The organism is Bradyrhizobium sp. 87, assembly GCF_023073015.1.
Taxonomy (GTDB): Bacteria; Pseudomonadota; Alphaproteobacteria; order Rhizobiales; family Xanthobacteraceae; genus Bradyrhizobium; species Bradyrhizobium canariense_D.
The window spans coordinates 41,448-58,852 of record NZ_JADPIQ010000003.1 but is presented as its reverse complement, the minus strand read 5'-3'; the positions used below and the strand labels follow the sequence as shown (position 1 = coordinate 58,852).

The 17,405-nt window shown below is 59.5% G+C and carries 13 protein-coding genes and 2 pseudogenes; 9 read left to right on the top strand and 6 right to left on the bottom strand.

Annotated features, from left to right (window positions below):
- Positions 1-126: 126 nt before the first annotated feature.
- Complete coding sequence (locus IVB50_RS00600) at positions 127-1,410, bottom strand: aminotransferase class I/II-fold pyridoxal phosphate-dependent enzyme (protein ID WP_247293687.1); 1,284 nt, start codon at positions 1,408-1,410, stop codon at positions 127-129.
- Between the two features lie 461 nt (positions 1,411-1,871).
- Between IVB50_RS00600 and IVB50_RS00595 the strand changes: the two genes are divergently transcribed.
- Both IVB50_RS00595 and IVB50_RS00590 read left to right on the top strand, forming a co-directional pair.
- The gene (locus tag IVB50_RS00595) at positions 1,872-3,107 is read left to right on the top strand and encodes an acyl-CoA dehydrogenase family protein (protein ID WP_247293632.1); all 1,236 of its coding nucleotides are present in this window, start codon (positions 1,872-1,874) and stop codon (positions 3,105-3,107) included.
- A 151-nt stretch (positions 3,108-3,258) separates the two neighbouring features.
- Positions 3,259-4,317, top strand: coding sequence for a phosphotransferase family protein (locus tag IVB50_RS00590; RefSeq protein WP_247293799.1), 1,059 nt, complete (start codon positions 3,259-3,261; stop codon positions 4,315-4,317).
- Positions 4,318-4,459: 142 nt separating this feature from the next.
- Here IVB50_RS00590 and IVB50_RS00585 read toward each other — a convergent pair whose 3' ends face one another.
- Complete coding sequence (locus IVB50_RS00585) at positions 4,460-5,194, bottom strand: formyltransferase family protein (protein WP_247293630.1); 735 nt, start codon at positions 5,192-5,194, stop codon at positions 4,460-4,462.
- A gap of 444 nt (positions 5,195-5,638) precedes the next feature.
- Between IVB50_RS00585 and IVB50_RS00580 the strand changes: the two genes are divergently transcribed.
- From IVB50_RS00580 to IVB50_RS00560, 5 genes and pseudogenes are all read left to right on the top strand, one after another.
- The gene (locus IVB50_RS00580) at positions 5,639-6,769 is read left to right on the top strand and encodes an ABC transporter ATP-binding protein (protein ID WP_247293628.1); all 1,131 of its coding nucleotides are present in this window, start codon (positions 5,639-5,641) and stop codon (positions 6,767-6,769) included.
- A gap of 2 nt (positions 6,770-6,771) precedes the next feature.
- Positions 6,772-7,638 (top strand): ABC transporter permease, encoded by an 867-nt coding sequence (locus tag IVB50_RS00575; protein WP_247293626.1) that lies wholly within the window; start codon positions 6,772-6,774, stop codon positions 7,636-7,638.
- 55 nt (positions 7,639-7,693) lie between these two features.
- Entirely contained in the window at positions 7,694-8,497 is an 804-nt protein-coding gene (locus IVB50_RS00570) for an ABC transporter permease (protein WP_247293624.1), read from the top strand.
- A gap of 163 nt (positions 8,498-8,660) precedes the next feature.
- A pseudogene (locus IVB50_RS00565) lies at positions 8,661-8,950 on the top strand (IS701 family transposase); the annotation flags it as partial.
- A 38-nt stretch (positions 8,951-8,988) separates the two neighbouring features.
- Positions 8,989-9,164 (top strand): annotated as a pseudogene (locus IVB50_RS00560) (IS701 family transposase); the annotation flags it as partial.
- An 825-nt stretch (positions 9,165-9,989) separates the two neighbouring features.
- Here the strand turns inward: IVB50_RS00560 and IVB50_RS00555 are convergent.
- From IVB50_RS00555 to IVB50_RS00540, 4 genes are all read right to left on the bottom strand, one after another.
- Positions 9,990-10,745, bottom strand: a complete 756-nt coding sequence (locus IVB50_RS00555; protein WP_247293622.1) for an SDR family oxidoreductase — start codon at positions 10,743-10,745, stop codon at positions 9,990-9,992.
- Positions 10,742-11,797 carry an ABC transporter substrate-binding protein gene (locus IVB50_RS00550; RefSeq protein ID WP_247293620.1) on the bottom strand — a complete coding sequence of 352 codons (1,056 nt, stop codon included), beginning with the start codon at positions 11,795-11,797 and terminating at the stop codon, positions 10,742-10,744. The genes IVB50_RS00555 and IVB50_RS00550 overlap by 4 nt, the downstream gene beginning before the upstream one ends.
- Complete coding sequence (locus IVB50_RS00545) at positions 11,787-13,196, bottom strand: MmgE/PrpD family protein (RefSeq protein ID WP_247293618.1); 1,410 nt, start codon at positions 13,194-13,196, stop codon at positions 11,787-11,789. Before IVB50_RS00545 ends, IVB50_RS00550 begins: the two co-directional genes overlap by 11 nt.
- Before the next feature lie 211 nt (positions 13,197-13,407).
- Positions 13,408-14,133 carry a hypothetical protein gene (locus tag IVB50_RS00540; RefSeq protein WP_247293600.1) on the bottom strand — a complete coding sequence of 242 codons (726 nt, stop codon included), beginning with the start codon at positions 14,131-14,133 and terminating at the stop codon, positions 13,408-13,410.
- An 861-nt stretch (positions 14,134-14,994) separates the two neighbouring features.
- Between IVB50_RS00540 and IVB50_RS00535 the strand changes: the two genes are divergently transcribed.
- Positions 14,995-16,347 (top strand): aminotransferase class III-fold pyridoxal phosphate-dependent enzyme, encoded by a 1,353-nt coding sequence (locus IVB50_RS00535; RefSeq protein ID WP_247293598.1) that lies wholly within the window; start codon positions 14,995-14,997, stop codon positions 16,345-16,347.
- 183 nt (positions 16,348-16,530) lie between these two features.
- Positions 16,531-17,403, top strand: coding sequence for a tripartite tricarboxylate transporter substrate binding protein (locus IVB50_RS00530; protein WP_247293596.1), 873 nt, complete (start codon positions 16,531-16,533; stop codon positions 17,401-17,403).
- The last annotated feature ends 2 nt before the right edge of the window (positions 17,404-17,405 follow it).

Below are 17,405 nucleotides of genomic sequence, written 5' to 3'. Positions count from 1 at the left end.
GCGCCAATGAACGTGGCCTGGAAAGTAATTACCTGCCTCGAAGTTCAAGATCGATCGGGAAGGCAGCGGGGCTTCATCTTGTGCATAGAGCGGGTACGACTATTTCGCACGAGCGTCACCATTTTCTCACGGACCGGGCTGGTCCGTATGGAGGCCCACGGTCATGTCATTGATTCTTTCCAAGACGCAGTCGCATAACCGCTCTATATCGTGAGCCTCATGATCGGCCGTAATACACACTCGTATCCCCGCTCTTCCTTGCTCAACGGTTGGGAAGAACGTCACCGACGTATAGAGCCCGGCATCTAGAAGCTCTCTTGCTACTGCAATGGCCTTGGCTTCTGATCCGGTGGCGATCATTCTGATCGGAAGTGAATTGCCTTGCTCCGCAGTTACCACCCGACGATCAAAGAGTTTTATGCGTTGCGCCAAGCGCCTCTGCCGCTGACCGAGTTCTTCCGAACGGTGAATCTTGCACGAGCCAAGCGCCGCTCCAACTGCCGCTAGGTTGGGAGGCACCGAGAACGCGTAGGGGACGGAATACCGTCGGAACAAAGTCTCCTGGTCGGAAGTCCCGAGCATCAACATGCCGCCTGATGCGCCGAACCCCTTGCCTAGTGAGGCGGCGATGATCGTCCGGTCACCGAGTCCGGACGGAAACTGGGAGCGAGCAAATCCTTCACCGTGCCGTCCAAATAGCGATGTGCCATGTGCATCGTCGATGTAAAGAAAGAGCCCATAGCGTTCCTGAAGTTGACGCAGTTCGTTGATCGGCGAATGGCCTCCCATGGAGTACACTCCATCGCATACATAGGCCACCACCGGCTGTTGGCGACACAGACGTTCGAGAGCGTCGATGTCGTTGTGCGCAACCGTTTCGACCCGTGCTTCATCGGCAACCACGGGCTTGTGATAGGCGAGCGAGGCGTGCGCAAAGCGATCGAATACTACGACCGGTTTCCGTCCGCCCGTTAGTTGACCAGATGCAAGGAGGGGCATTGCGCCTAAATTGGCGAGCATGACGGTGGAATAGGTAAGCACGCGCGCGCGGAACATATCTGACAGAGTTGCTTCAAGTTCCGCCAGGAGGTCGAAATTGAGCCGCGTTCGCGCGCAGGACCAATGCAATGATCGATGCGCCTTTATCGCCTCGATCGCACCAGCGATGACTACGGGATGGTTGTCGAGGCCCAAGTAGGAGCACCGCACGAAATCAAGTACCAGTGGTCGGCTATCAAGCGGGCCGCAACCCAAAGCAAAAGCCCGTCCGATCGTTGAGCGTCCATGAATACCCATGAGGCCAGCCGCGTGCGCGGCATCGAAATAGCTCCTGCTCTCCTCGATCACGTAGGCGGTGTTACGAAAGTGTCCGGTCCGCCCACCACTAGAGAGCACATTTTGTTGCTGCATTGCATTCACCATTCCATCTGCGAACCAGTCGCTCTCGATAAGCGCGGCGCAATGTGAGGTCTAACGAAATCGGCCGAACTTAAGATCCACCGCGAGGCATTGCGGACAGCTCTCTCGTCTGCTCCGGCTACCAAACACTACCGACGTCGCTCGTGCAGCTACTAATTCAGATGGGTTGGCCAAATCGAAGCGCCTCGCGATGTATAGATGATCAGAAACGATCGCGCACCGGCCAGAGGTCGGTGTAGCAGATGTCTTCGCCACGGTATCCAAGTGACGGGCTGTAGTGCCCTTACTCTGCTCCTTGAACGACGAAAGCGATTTGGTATCTCAGCCTGGGTCGTGGGCGCCTCTTAGTGTATGTCCAGTTTTCTGCAACTTTTGGTGAGTATAGATTTGTCAGCTAGGAAAGAATGGAGAACAACACTGCAGGCCACATTCTCAAAGTTCAGGAGGCTCTCATGGATTTCACTATCTCGCCCAAGCAGAAGGAATGGCTCGACCGCGTGCGGTCTTTCATGACCAAGCACGTTCGCCCGGCGGTGCCGGTGTACGACCAGCAGGACAAGAGCGGCGACCGCTGGAAGGTGATTGCGATCCTGGAAGACCTCAAGAAGAAGGCCAGGGCGGAAGGCCTGTGGAACATGTTCATGCCGCCGTCCGAGCACGAGGACGACGAATTCCGCGGCGCGGGGCTGACCAATCTCGAATACGCGCTGCTGTCGGAAGAGATGGGCCACATCACCTGGGCCTCGGAGGTGTTCAACTGCTCGGCGCCGGACACCGGCAACATGGAGGTGTTCATCCGCTACGGCACCAAGGAGCAGAAGCGCAAATGGCTGCGCCCGCTGATGGACGGCGAGATCCGCTCCGCCTTCCTGATGACGGAACCGGCGGTGGCCTCGTCGGACGCCACCAATATCGAGACCCGCATCGAGAGGGACGGTGATCACTACGTCATCAACGGCCGCAAATGGTGGTCGTCCGGCGTGGGCGATCCCCGCTGCAAGATCGCGATCCTGATGGGCAAGACCGATTTCAAAGCGGCCAAGCACCAGCAGCAGTCGCAGATCCTGGTTCCGCTCGACACGCCCGGCATCAAGGTCGAGAAGATGCTGCCCGTGTTCGGCTTCGACGATGCGCCGCACGGCCATGCTCAGGTGCTGCTCGAGAACGTGCGGGTGCCGAAGGAGAACATCCTGTTAGGGGAAGGCCGCGGTTTCGAGATCGCGCAGGGCCGGCTCGGCCCTGGCCGCATCCACCACTGCATGCGCACCATCGGCAAGGCCGAGGAGGCGCTGGAGAAGATGGTGAAGCGGCTCGCCTCGCGCACCGCCTTCGGCAAGAAGATCGTCGAGCACTCGGTGTGGGAGCAGCGCATTGGCGAGGCCCGCACCAATATCGAGATGACGCGTCTTCTGTGCCTCAAGGCGGCCGACATGATGGACAAGGTCGGCAACAAGACTGCGCAGGCTGAGATCGCCATGATCAAGGTCGCAGCCCCCAATATGGCGCTGAAGATCATCGACGAGGCGATCCAGGCCTTTGGCGGCGCGGGCGTGTCGGACGAGGCCGGTCTTGCCAAGGACTACGCCCACATTCGCACGCTGAGGCTCGCCGATGGTCCGGACGAGGTGCACAATCGCGCCATTGCCAGACTTGAACTTCGGAAGTATGCAAACTCTCCAAGTCACTAAAATGAAGCGGGAGAGCCGGACGGCGCTCCCGACTTGAAGAAACGACAGGGCATGATCCGCGTCGGATGACCGCTTGACGCAAGTGCGTCAGTGGTTACCGATTAGGATCATGCTCGACCTGAAATGGTCAGGACTAAGAGGGAGCGTCATCGTGGCTGACGGCGTCAGGAAAGACGAGGAGTTCTCGGGCACCAAGCCGGTCGAGGAGCGGCATCGTTTCGACGAGCTACGGCTCGAGGCCTGGATGCGCGACAACGTCGAAGGCTATGAGGGCCCGCTGGTCGTGCTCCAATTCAAGGGCGGCCAGTCCAACCCGACCTACCGGCTCGACACGCCGAACCGTTCCTATGTGATGCGCCGAAAGCCATTCGGCAAATTGCTGCCTTCGGCGCACGCCGTCGATCGCGAATACCGCGTGATCGCAGCGCTTGGAAAGCAAGGCTTTCCGGTGGCACGCGCCTATGCGCTGTGCCAGGACGATAGCGTCATTGGCGCTGCCTTCTACATCATGTCGATGGAAGAGGGCCGCGTGTTCTGGGATCCAACGCTGCCGAGCCAGAATGCCGATGTGCGCCGAAAGATCTTCACCAGCAAGATCGAGACGCTGGCGAAGCTCCACATGTTCGATCCGGTTGCGATCGGCCTCGGCGACTTCGGTAAGCCCGGCAATTATTTCGCGCGCCAGATCGACCGCTGGACCAAGCAGTACCGTGCCTCCGAAACCCAGCACATTCCGGAGTTCGAGAAGGTCGCCGAATGGCTGCCCAAGACCTTGCCGGAGCAGGCGCGCGTCTCCATCGTCCACGGCGACTATCGCCTCGACAACATGATTTTCCACGCGACGGAACCGCGGGTGCAGGCGGTACTGGACTGGGAGCTGTCGACGCTCGGCGATCCCATGGCCGACTTCACCTACCTGTTGATGCAGTGGATCATGCCGGGCCTCGAGGGTGCCGACCTCAAGGCGCTCAACATTCCGAGCCTTGAAGAGGCCGCGCAGATCTATTGCAACGTCACAAAGATGACGGTGCCTGATCTCAACTGGTATTTCGCCTACAACCTGTTTCGTCTCGCCGGCATCACCCAGGGCATTGCCGGCCGCGTCCGCGACGGGACCGCCGCCAATGCCAGGGCGCCAGAGTCAGCCAAGCGCGCCGTGCCGCTGTCAAAGGCCTCATGGGAATACGCGCAGAAGGCCGGCGCGGTATAGAGAACGCTGCCTAACAATCCCACTGTCGCTTGTCCGCAAAGCGCAAGCTATGCACAATTGAGGCGAGATCGTCCTATGTTGGCGAAGCGTCGTGGTAAGAGGGCGGGCCCAGAACCACGAGAGCTTCTCGTCGCGTTCGAACCTAAGCCTCGGAATCGCTACCGGAATGAATGCCTAACCCTCCATTTGCCTGAACCCGTTCAACGAGCCACTTGGGTGGCGAGATGCGTGGAGGAAGAAACAGGGCACGGTAAAGCTGGTTGAGTTGTTCAGGGCTGCGAGGAATGTCCGCCGAATCCAAGAGCTCGGACATCATGCACTTGGAATAGAAGCGCGGCTCGCGCTTACCCTCAGCTATCAACGCGGCCTGAGATTGACTTGTAACGGATCCATCTAGTAGGCGCAGCCACACCTCACAGAAAAGCGCGTATGCATAGTGTTGGGCTCTGGTTTCGAGAGAGAGAGCAGTCTCTAACGGCAACACGGGGAACTGTAACTCACCGATAATATCGCCCCTATCAGCCAGCTCGGAAAGGTAATGAACGGTCACTCCGAAGCTCTTGTCGTTATTGAGTATGGCATGCGTCCGCGTAAAACTGCCGCGATACTGGGGCAATGGAGCCGGATGGAGATTAATTCCTCCTTGATCAAAGCGCGCAAGAGTATGAGCGGAGAAGATCTTGGGCCAAATCACGCTAACAAGAAGGCTTCCGTGGCAGGAAATGTCGTCGATTGACTCGAAATAGGGTATTCCATATCGGTCTGCGACTTCCCAAAGCTCTTCGGCGGTTTCGTCGCTCCACCACGTTTTCTCGTTTCGGTTTGCACCGAGAATTGCCGAGACTGCACCTTTTCCGCAGGTTTCGATGATAAACAAGATGCAACGGCTCGCGAGTCCCCTGGTACCAACAAATACCACCCCCTTATCTATAATGGACATTCCGGACCTCATCTCCTGCTGAACAGCGATGATCGGGCAACCCGCTAGTCAGCACGCCGCCCGACGTCGTAAGATGCATCACAAACTTCCTCCTCTTCGGGAAGCTTGCAAACCGTACGATCAACTTAGTTCGCATCATCCGACGAGACCAGAAACTACCATTTCTAGCCGCTTGAAAAGCCTCAATGGCAGGGCAACGTTGCACCACACCCGTTCGCTCATTGTCCCAGCGAGCGCGGTTGCGGTCCGTGCGGTTGCTGGCGAGCGTGAAATCCCATTATGAATGATACACCAAAAGACAAAAAACGCAGACGTAGCCTTCTGGACTCAGTCTGTCACGATTCCAAGTGCTGTCCTGCATCACTCAAGATCGTCAGTTAGATGTTGAACAGCGTGTACTCCCGGGTCTCCAGCCAAGTGCCCATCAACAGCGGGACGATCACGTTTCGCGGCATCACCAAGCGATTCGGCTCGGTCGCTGCCGTTGATGGGATCAACTTGGAGGTTCGGGCCGGCGAGTTCCTCTCGCTTCTAGGCCCATCAGGTTCGGGCAAGACCACATTGTTGATGATGATGGCCGGATTCGAGACGCCAACGTCTGGTTCTATCGCCGTGGGCGGGCGAGACATCACGCACGTCGCGCCTAATCAGCGCGCAATCGGTATGGTGTTCCAGCGCTACGCCCTTTTTCCGCACATGACCGTCGCCCAGAATGTTGCCTTTCCACTCAGAATGCGCGGCGTGCTCAAAAAGGAGATCGGCCCCCGCGTCGAGCGCGCGCTCGCGCTCGTACGCTTGCAACACTATGATGCCCGGATGCCACGCCAGCTCTCCGGCGGTCAGCAGCAGCGCGTCGCGGTGGCGCGCGCGCTGGTAGTTGAGCCACCGGTGTTGCTGATGGACGAACCGCTCAGCGCGCTCGACAAGAAGCTGCGCGAGGAAGTGCAGATCGAGATCAAGAAGCTACATGAGAGGCTCGGGATCACGATCATCTACGTGACCCATGACCAGGAAGAGGCGCTGACGATGTCCGATCGCATTGCCGTGATGGACAAAGGTAACATCCAACAGGTCGGTAGCCCAACAGCGCTCTACCATGCCCCCAACAGCGGCTTCGTCGCCGACTTCATAGGCAAGATGAACTTCCTCAACGGCTACGTGCAGGCAATCGACGGAGATCGACTGTATATCCTTGTCGCTGGCGGCATCGTCGGAATCCCGCGATCGCAGCTCGCGCCCGGAACAGCGCTTGTTACGGGGCAGCCAATTCGGATCGCCGCGCGTCCCGAAAGCATCGCTGTTACCGAGATCTCTGCCGGCTCGATTTGCGGCGAAATCGAGACGTCCGTCTTCCTCGGCTCGCGCCGCAAGCTGATTGTGCGAACCGATGACGGAACGCAGCTTCAAATTCTGACACCGTCTGACTCTCGCGCCTACAATGAGCCGAGGCACGGCCTGGTTTATTTCACAATCGATGCGGCAGCCGTCCGCCTGTTTCCGCGCGAGGTCTGAGCATGGAGTTCTCAGCCAATACCTCGTCGGACAAATCGCACGCCTGGCAGCTTTCGCGTGGCCTGTCGCTCGGTTTCGCTTTGCCGCTTGTTTTGCTGCTCGGTTTCGCTTTCCTCCTGCCCATCGGCAAACTGCTTCTGGGCAGCGTCTTCGCGCCGAGGGGCACGGCCGAACACTATCTTAGGATCGCGCAGGAGCCGATCTTTTTACGCATCCTTCTGCGTACGGTCCGGACTGCGGCGGTCGTCACGATCTCTGCCGTCATGCTCGGCTATCCGGTTGCAATCGTGATGGCGCGTCTGCAGGGACTCGCCGCCATGCTGGTCGGGGCCTGCGTTCTGGTGCCGCTCTGGACGAGCGTGCTGGTGCGTTCTTATGCCTGGATCGTGCTACTGCAGCGCGACGGGATCGTCAACAGTGCGCTCAAGAGTTGGGGGCTGATCGACCAGCCCCTCCGGCTGATCTACACTGAGGGCGCTGTCATCATAGCGATGACGCATGTGCTCCTACCCTACATGATCCTACCGACCTTCTCTTCAATTAAGTCCATCCCGCCGGAGCTCGATCGCGCTGCGCGCAATCTCGGTGCCAGTTCTTGGAGGAGCTTTGTTTCCGTCACACTCCCCCTCAGCTTGCCCGGACTCTATGCGGGCGCGATCATGGTATTCATTCTATCGCTCGGCCTCTACATCACTCCGGCCTTGGTGGGCGGTCCGCAAAACCTGACCATCGCCACACTGATTGGCCAGCAGACGACCGATATGCTGAACTGGCCCTTCGCCGGAGCTCTTACCGGCCTGTTGCTGGCGGTGACGCTCGCGCTCGTCGGGGCGTTCAAGCGATTCCTGCGTTTCGGAAAGGGCTCCTGATATGCCGTTCACAGCCTCTACCTTCTCCATGTACAGTGGCTCCGCCCGCAGGAGGATGGAACGGATACGGTCCTTGCCGTTCGGACGGTGTCTTCTCAATTTTTTCGTTGCTCTCGTCTTGGCTTTCCTGCTGCTGCCCACTCTGCTCGTCGTACCGATGTCACTCGGCGAAGCTTCCTACATCCAATTCCCGCCAAAAGGCCTGACGCTAAAATGGTACCAGGTCTATTTTGGCGACAGGGACTGGATGAACGCAACATGGTTCAGCCTGCGCATTGCACTGGCTACGACAGCGGCGGCAACCATCGTCGGGATGCTGGCGTCAATTGCCATCGTGCGTGGCAAGCTGCCGGGCGCACAGGCGATCCATGTGCTGACACTCGCCCCGCTCATCGTCCCGCATATCGCGCTCGCGGTCGCACTGTATCTCGTGTTCGCGCCCCTCGGCCTCACCGGCAATTTCGTTGGGTTTGCCATTGCCCATACGATGCTGTCGGTGCCCTATATCCTGCTGACCGCGACGGCGGCGCTCCAGCGCATCGATCCCGCCCTCGAACTCGCGGCGCTCAACTGCGGCGCTTCGCGAGCCCAGAGCTTTGCCCATGTCGTAATGCCCAATATTGCTCCGGGCGTTGCTGCTGGCGCGGTCTTCGCCTTCCTCGCCTCGTTTGACGAAGCGACCGTCGCCTTCTTCATCTCCGGCATCGAAGGCAAGACGCTCACGCGCAAGCTTTTCGAGGACATCGACTATAACCTGACACCGGTCATTGCAGCCGCATCGACAGTCATGGTCCTCCTGTCGCTGGTTTTGATGGGCGGCGTCGAGTGGCTGCGCGCACGCAGTACGACCTCGACGTAGAGTGCAACAAGCCCGACCGGACCTCCACGGCGAATTGTACATCGCGAGAGGAGGCACCGCGTGACCGGCAGGATGCGATTTCAGGCGCGTTGACTGATCTAGCATTACAGTTTGCTTTTCATTGAAAATTCTGAATCCATGGGTGACCATGGTTCGGGATCTGATGATTGGTGCCGCGTCGGCTGGAGGGGCGCTGACGCTGTGGGCTTCGTCGTTGCGAGAAGCCAAGCAACGCATCCGTCTGGTGTTTACGCAGGAGCGGTCGCGGCCTCGGCGGGGCAATTTCTCGGCGGACTGTTTGGCAACAAACAGCGAAGACGGGTTGGATGCGGGCGGAAGTGACCGACGATACAGGGCCGCGGCGCCAGCAGGTGATCCTGGATCGGGCGCAGTGAGATGCCGACGCGTTACGCGACATTGTGCGTGAGTTACGCGCTGGAAACGCTCGGCGATGAGCGCGATTCTGGTCATTGATGATCGGCTTCTTGAAACGAATCGGAGTGTTCGCTCCATGTGCGCGGCATGGCCACGCCCTCGCGCGCTGTGTCTGCCAAAGGGTGGATGGAGGAACCCGCTCACCTCAAAAGCCGCGCACGTACCAAGCGATGTGGACTTTGCGACGAAGCCCAAGATCAGGCGTCGCATGATTGCTCGCGCGATTGCCGCCCTTTGCCGGCCTCCGCAGCAGGGTTTCAATCTCGCCCGGCCATACAGGCTGTCCGCCGCCACGAAGGAGAACGGCATCTTGCGGAGGGACATGCGGCGCGCCAGGCGTTCTTGGGAAGGCTCTGTGCGATCGCGGAGGCGCTGCCGGCGACAGGCTGCTGCTCGTCCCAGGAACGAAACATGTGATTGGAAGCAATGCCCAGAACATAGCCGTCGAGAACGGCCAAGTTAAGATAGCCTCAGTCGTGTCAGCGTGGGTCCATGGCTGAACGACCTTTATCCCAGCTTTGCGCAAAATCGGCGCGGCGTTTCGAACCATATGGCCGCCGATCGAACGCCTGCACTAACAACGGCACGAAGGTGTGCCGCGAAGGAGCACGATGTTCGCGAGGGCTAAGGACCATTGAGAGCCTTTCGCGCTAACTTGAGAGATTTCTCGACATTCCCATGCTGCCACCCTGCACGCCTCCTTCAGAGCTGGCACTGGTAATTTAAAGGCCTTGACATAGTGCCAGCGCCTGATGACGCGTTTGGCGGCGCCGGTCTCCGGCTTCGTAATACCATGCGCCTATTGCTGCTTCTATCCCCAGGGAGGACCGCGCGACGCCGCCTTTGCGGAGAAACCGACGATAAAATCGCTGGCTTATCCTGCGTTCGAACTCTCCCCTGCGAACTCCACTACATTGTAGAGTCAACGCCTTTATGGCCCGGGCCACAGAAGCGACGCCATGGCCGTTCCAAACAGGTGTGCCCTGTTCATCCGCTCTTCCTACTCCGATCGCCAAAGGGGCGCTCCTTCATTGGTACCCGAATGCCGACCGGTTCTTTAGCCCGGCTTGCCTCCGCCGACGCGCAGATAGGCGCCGGAGACGTAACTAGCCTGATCGGATAGAAGCCATGCGATCGCCTCTCCGATCTCCTCGGGCTCAGCGACGCGGCCGATTGGAATCTCGGCTGCGGCAGCTTCGAGCACGGCGGCACCGGGCATCTCAGTGCGGGTCGCGCCGGGACTCACCGTGTTGACGCGGATGCCTTCGCCCGCGAGCTCCTGGGATAGACCGAGGGTGAGGCAGTTCAGCGCGGCCTTCGAGACCGCATAGTGGATCTCGACATTGGGAGCGCCGCTTGTGGACAGCCCAGACGAGACGTTGACGATGGCGCCGCCCTGTCCGCCGCTCTGCAACGACATGCGCGGGATTGCTTCGCGGATGCAGGCCATCGCGCCGAAGAGGTTGACGTCGAAGACCCGCCGGACGACGGCATCGGGAACGTCGACGTAACGTCCGCGCATGCCTACGAGGCCCGCGCAGTTCACTAGTCCGCACAGCCTCCCCAGCTCGGCGTCGCAGCGAGCGAACAGTTCCACGACGGCGCCTACATCGGTGACGTCTGCTTTGATAGCGGTCGCCCGTCCGCCTGACGCAACGATCCCTGCAACGAGGGCATGGGCCGCGTCGTCGGCAGCGACATAGTTCACCGCGACCGCCCAGCCGCGCTGCGCAAGCAAACGAGAGGCGGCCGCGCCGATCCCCCTGCTGCCTCCGGTCACGATAGCAACCGCGCGGCCTGCGTCCCCTTTCATTTGCTGAGCAGATCCATCACGCGGCGGGAGATCATCTCCTGATTATCGGCGATCCACTTCGCGTCCAATTCGATGGTTTTGCTCCAATTCTCCGGGTTGGTTGGCATCGAGCCCCACTCCGCCTCGCTAAGATATTCACGGACTGCCGCGCTGGGAGTTGCAACTCCGACGTCCTCAGTGAATGCCGCATGTTCCTTGGGGTTGTGCAGAAAGAACTCGAGAAAGCGATAGGCGGCCTCGCGGTTCGGCGTATCGCGCACGATGCCCCAGTAGGTAATATTCTGAATCGACTGTTCATATGAGAGCCGCAGCGGGACGCCTTGCGCGATAGATGGCACGACGCGGCTGACCCAAAGCAAGCCCATCACTGCGTCACCATCGCGCAACGCAGCCTGGCTCTGCTCGCCCGTGCTCCACCAAACAGAGACATGTGGTTTAATCTCTTCCAGCTTGCGGAGGGCACGCCCGACGTCGAGTGGGAACAACTGTTTCTGTGGAACACCGTCGGCGAGCAGGGCGACGATCAGCAACCAGGGATGGGCTGAGGGTGTGCTCGGCAGGGTTCTCGGACCTGGAAAGGTCTTTAGATCCCAGAAATCGAACCAATTCTTTGGCTCCTTCCCCTTGAAATGCGTCGTGTTCCAGGTCAGCACCCCCGCTCCGATGCTTCGCAACACGCCATGTGGAGTGCAGGTGTTGGGCAGTTGGGTCTCCTTTGCGATGGGTATCCGGGCGCAATCGATCGGCTCGAGCAGTTCCTGATAGCGACTAATCAAATCCTCGGGAAAGGCGGTCACCACATCCCATTCGATGCTTCGGGCCTGCCGCATGGCCGCGAGGCGGGCCCACTGCGACCCCAGGCTTGCGCCGACTGGCGCGATGCGGATTGCGGTTCGGATCGTGAAAGGCTGATAGAAGTGTCGCGCCAGAGCTCGCTCAAAGGTCCCGCCGCTAGTGACAACGACCAAAGGCCGCTGCTGCTCTTGGCAGCCGGCGCCAAACACCATCAAAGGCGCCGCGACGATTGCCGCAAGCCTCAGCCTACCGTTCATCGGACCGCCCCTCTTTAGCGCGGATGCTCTCGCGCCGGCTAGGCTGTGCCAGCGCGGCAATCTCACGCGCGCTTGTTGTCTCGATATCCAACACAGCATCGAGGAGCCGCTCCGACTGAGGGCTGCCAAGAGTTGGTTCCACCAACACATGGAACTTGCGCGCGATCTCATCAGGCCCGAAAGGCGGCCCTCCCGGCGCTCCCCCCGGAATCTCTGCATAGCCTTCGCGAATGGATCCATCGGTCAGCATAACCTTCAACCTGAACGGCAGCAGCGACCGCCCGAAGAAAGCGTCGTCCGCACCGGACAGGAGCGAAAGAGAAACCTTCGCCGCAAGTTCCCGCGCTTGCGGCTCTTCAAGCGCGCTTTCGACCAGACCGTTGGCAGAGGACCGCCCCAACAGCTCGAGCGCGATCAGCAGGGGAAGATGAAACTGCGCTTCGATGATTGTATCCGGCCACTTCCCGGCGAAGTCGCGCACGATTTCCCCAAAGGTTGCGACCTCGATGCGAGTAACTTTTGCCGGTTCAATCGGCTGTTCGGCCGCCAGTGTGCGAAGGACATCCAGCGCCGGATGCACCCAGCGACAGCAGCCGTAGGGCTTGCACCCGACCTGCATCAGTCGGAACTCGGAGCCCAGCGCTCGAGTCATTTCAGCGCTATCATACTGGTCCGATCCCGCCATGCGCCAGAAGCCGGTCTCGCCATCGAAGATGTCGCGGCTTCCGGCAAAGCCGCGCGCGGCGAGCGACCCAGCCGTGACCGCGCCCATCGTTGCCCAACCGTAATTGTTCTTCAGCCACGGCATCGGGCGGCCGTGAAACTTCCGCAGGAAGGGCACCGGCGCGTGCTGCGCCGTAAGGCCGAAGACATCGCGCGTTGCTGCGGGCGACAGACGATGAAGGCGCGCGACCGCGCTGGCCGCACCATAGATCTGCCAAGTGGCGAGGCCGAGAACAGTGGCGGCGCGCTCCGGCGAGGGTCGGATTGCAGTCCCCAATCGCAGGGACACCTCGTAACCTGCGATGATCGCCACCAGCAATTCGCTGCCAGGCCTATCGAGCTCTTCGGCTACCGCGATCGCACCAGGGATCACCGACGTTCCCGGATGGCCCAATCTGACCAAGGAATCGTCGAAGCTCAGCAGTGTCGCCGCGTAGGCGTTGACGTCGGCCGCCTGCGGAGCAGGCAGACGCGTCGATCGGCCGAGCACCGCCGCCGTAGGCCTGCCCCCATGGCTTTCTTGATACTCGAGGAAGCTGGCCGCTATGCCCGTCTGGCCACCGGCGATGGCGCAGGCGACATTGTCCGCAACAAGCCATTTCGCCCACACTATGACGTCTGGGGGCAGGTCCTCGTACCTGATCCTTGATACATAGTCTGCGACCTGTGCCGTCACACAGCTTCCCGTTACAGGCTTCGCCCCGGGATGGGACGCGTCATCCAGGAGACCAATCGCCCTCACCCGTCCAGAAGTCGGGATTTCGGTCGATAGATGATGCTGCTGTATCAAGGACAGTCTCCATGCTGATCCAAGGTTGCTTCGTTGGCGGGGATAGCATCGGCACGCTCGCAGCCCCTCAACGCTGCTCCTCTGGGGCTGGACCAGGTTAGCTAACATCCTGGGCGCGAAGCGGCGGCGATATGTTTGATGCCCATCTGTCGTAACCATCGACTAAGATTCTCATCTCCTCACCGGTGGTCCAGAAAAGCCAATCGTCGTCCACAATATCCTCCGCCACAAGCCGCAGTACTGACCCACTAGGCTCAGCATGCGGTACATCGTAGACGCGTTTATCTATCGACCAGCGCCCGGCAAGTCCGCACCGAAAGTCAGGAGCCCACATGGCGAGGGACACTCCTCGCATTATTCCCGCCATAATTTTCGTTATGCCTTGCCCCCTGAAATCTGATCGCACCCAAATGTCTCCGTGATAAACTACCTTTCCAGTGATCCGCCATGCGCTTGGTGCCTTGCAGATGCAGCGATCCTGAGGATGTGCATGTTTGGCTGGGTCTGCATAAAAGAACTTCAGGGATTGGAGATGTTCGGCAAGGTTGCTCTGCGAGAGGTCATATAGCCGGGCCGCCTCAACAAGAACGACCTCATTATTCTTATCTACCCCCACCAGCCAGTATCCCTCGCCTGCCTCGATCGGCGAGCGGTCCGGGCGAAAAATTGGGTATGTCTTTCCTTTCGTTGGAGTAGCCTCTGTTATCGAGACATACTCATGAAAGTCGAATCCTACCGAAAGATTGATGCCCTTTTGAATGGCTGCCTCGTCGTACGAATGAATGAACCGTGAGACGTGCAAGGGGTTGACCAAGGCTTTCATCGCTATAGCTGTCTCCTGTCCGCGTGTGCCGTCCGGTAGGTCACAATAGCTGATTGGAGGGCGTCGGGAGACTACCTACTCTGGGAGGACGAAGTTGTGATCGGCCTGCTAGCCTCTCGAACATCGGCCGCAGCATCTCTGCGAGCCGCCGCGCAGTGCGTAAAAATCGGTTCGGCGGATGCAGCCCCCCCACTCCCAACATCAGATCTGCCAGAACACACCCTGGCACCATCTCACACTCTGCCATCGGGCTGTTGACAGGGTCTTTCGCACTGCTCACTGCTAGATGCGTATCCGTTAGAAGATGTTCTAAGACTGCATGCTGAAGAACAGCAGCGCCGCTCTCCACGAAATGAGCGAGCATCCTTCGGCCGGCAGGATCGATTTGCATAGTGTGCACGTGCTATTTCCAGAAACGACTGACGAAGCGCAGCTGCTCCAATGGAGGATCCACCTCGATCGGTTCCGCTAGTTCAGTCTCTGGAATTACTGACACTCGAGCGCCATACCCGGCACTACTGCCGCACCGGAGCCGCAGCCCGTTCGATAGGCAGTACCAACATAGATGTGGCTCATTTCGAGAATTTCGGTGCTTCAGCAGACCCGCCCTTTGACACTCCAACCGCCCCCGGCATTTTCGAGAGGAAATTGGCAAGGAGAGGCAAGGACCGGTTTCCCTCTCCACAAGAGAGTTGGCGAGCCATAAAACAACAGATCATTGTCCTTCCCTGAGTGCATGAAAGCATCGCACTGAAGCGATCAGCTGCATAATTTCGGCCCTGTAGAACCTACATCAGAAGAATTCGGCTTTGTGGGCCGAATAGAATTGTAAAGCTCCTGACGACAGGAAAAGGAACAGCGATGAATGTTGTCGAGACCCTGAGTGCCAATTCGCCCCTCGATGAGGCGCTTCGCGGTGCCATCGGCGCTTATGTGGCGCGCAATCCCAACAGCGCGAAGCAGCATGCGTCCGCGTGCGAGGCCATGCCCGGCGGTAACACCCGCACTGTATTGTTCCATGAGCCGTTCCCCTTGACGATTCGTTGCGGGAAGGGCTGCGAAGTTTCCGACGTCGACGGCCATCGCTATTTCGATTTTATGGGCGAGTACACGGCGGGCCTTGCCGGGCATTCCAATGCGATAATCGGCGAGGCAATCAAGCAGTCGGTTGACAACGGACTGAGCCTATCGGGCCACACGCGCGTGGAGGCGGAGTTTGCCGCGACCATTGCAAAACGGTTTCCGGCGATGGAGTTGCTGCGTTTCACCAATTCCGGCACTGAGGCAACGCTGCTAGCGTTGACGCTCGCGCGCATCGCGACCGGCAAGAACAAAGTGATGGCTTTTGATGGCGCTTATCATGGCTCCGTGTTCACTTTTAAAGCAGCGGTCAATCAAGTCAACGTACCCTTCGATTGGCTGCTTGCGCCCTACAACGACGCTGCCGCCGCGGCAAAGCTGATCGCGCAGCATGCCGACGGCATTGCCGCTGTGATCGTTGAACCGATGCAGGGCTCTGGCGGCTGCATTCCCGCCGAGCGAGATTTCCTCTTGACCCTACGCAAGGAGACCGAGAAAGTCGGTGCGCTTCTTGTGTTCGATGAGGTGATGACCTCGCGTCTTGCGCCGGGCGGTCTGCAGACCCGCTACAACATTCGTCCAGACCTGATGACGCTTGGCAAGTATGTGGCAGGCGGTCTGTCATTCGGCGCCTTCGGCGGCCGCGCCGATTTGATGCAGCGTTTCGATCCGCGTAAGGTGGATGCGCTTGCCCATGCCGGCACCTTCAACAACAACGTACTTACCATGGCCGCCGGCGTTGCAATGATGACGAAAGTCGCTACGCAGCAGGCATTGGATCGCGTCAATGCGCGCGGCGAAGCGCTGCGTACCCGGCTCGAGTCGCTATGCCGGGAATATCATGCCCCCCTGTGTGTCACCGGGATCGGTTCGCTGTTCACCATCCATAGTGTCGCGGGACCGGTGAGATCGATTGCCGATACCATCGCGCAAGATCAGCGCATCAAGGAACTGCTGTTCTTCGATCTTCTCGAGCAGGGAATCTATCTTGCCAGGCGCGGCATGGCGGCGCTTTCGTTCGAGACTGATGATGCCGCCTGCGAAAGATTTACCGCCGCCTTCGACCAATTTCTCAGGCGGCGGAAACTGCTATTTGCGGCAGACACGACCAGCCTACGTCCCGCTCGCAGCTGATCCGCGTCTCGACGGAGCGTGGCAATTTCTGGAAGTACAATGCGCTCGGAACGCACATTCAGGGGTATATCCAATCCAAGCCGCCGCGCCGTACTCGCCGCTAGCGCTACAGCGCTGTCGTTGCGGTTCATTGGCCGGGCGTCCGGTCAAGCACAATGGCCAACGCGGCTAGTCAAGGTGGTCGTGCCGTTCGCAGCGGGCGGTACAACCGATATCCTCGGCCGTCTGATGGCGCAAAGGTTATCTGAGGAATACGGCCAGCAGTTCATCGTCGAGAACAAGACAGGAGCCGGGGGCAATCTTGGCGCCGATTACGTCGCGAAGGCTGATCCGGATGGCTACACTCTCGTGATCGGCACGCCCGGTCCGCACGTCATCAACCAGTATATCTACAAGAACCAGCCGTTCGACGGTGCAAAGGACCTTGCGCCCGTCGTGGTGATTGCGCGCGTGCCTAACCTGATCTCGGTCAATCTCGATGTGAAGGCGAATACGCTGCAGGAGCTTATCGCGCTCGCGAAGGCGGACCCGGGCAAGCTTTCTTACGCGTCGCCGGGCACCGGCGGCACTGGCCACGTGGCGACCGAGCTTTTGAAGTCGATGGCCGGCATCGATTTGCTACACGTGCCTTATCGCGGCAGCGCACCGGCGCTGACTGACGTGATCGGAGGCCGGGTCGAGATGTCGCTCGACAATCTTCCTGCGGCTCTGCCGTATGTGGAGGCTGGTAAGCTCCGCGCACTTGCCGTAACCACCGCAAAGCGCTGGCCGGAATTGCCAAACGTGCCGACTGTCGCCGAAGCCGCGGTTCCGGGTTATGAGGCCTCCTCCTGGTTCACGATCGCAGCTCCTGTTAAGACGCGTGCAGACATCGTCGCCAAGCTAAACAGGAGCGCGAATACCTATTTGACCGACAAGGACATGGCACAGAAAATGCGAAGGCTCGGCGCCGATCCGGTCGGCGGCTCGCCAGAAGAGATGGCGACGTTGATCGCCGATGAGAACGTTAAATGGAAGAAGGCGATCGAGTTCGCTGGACTCAAGCCGGAGCAGTGAGG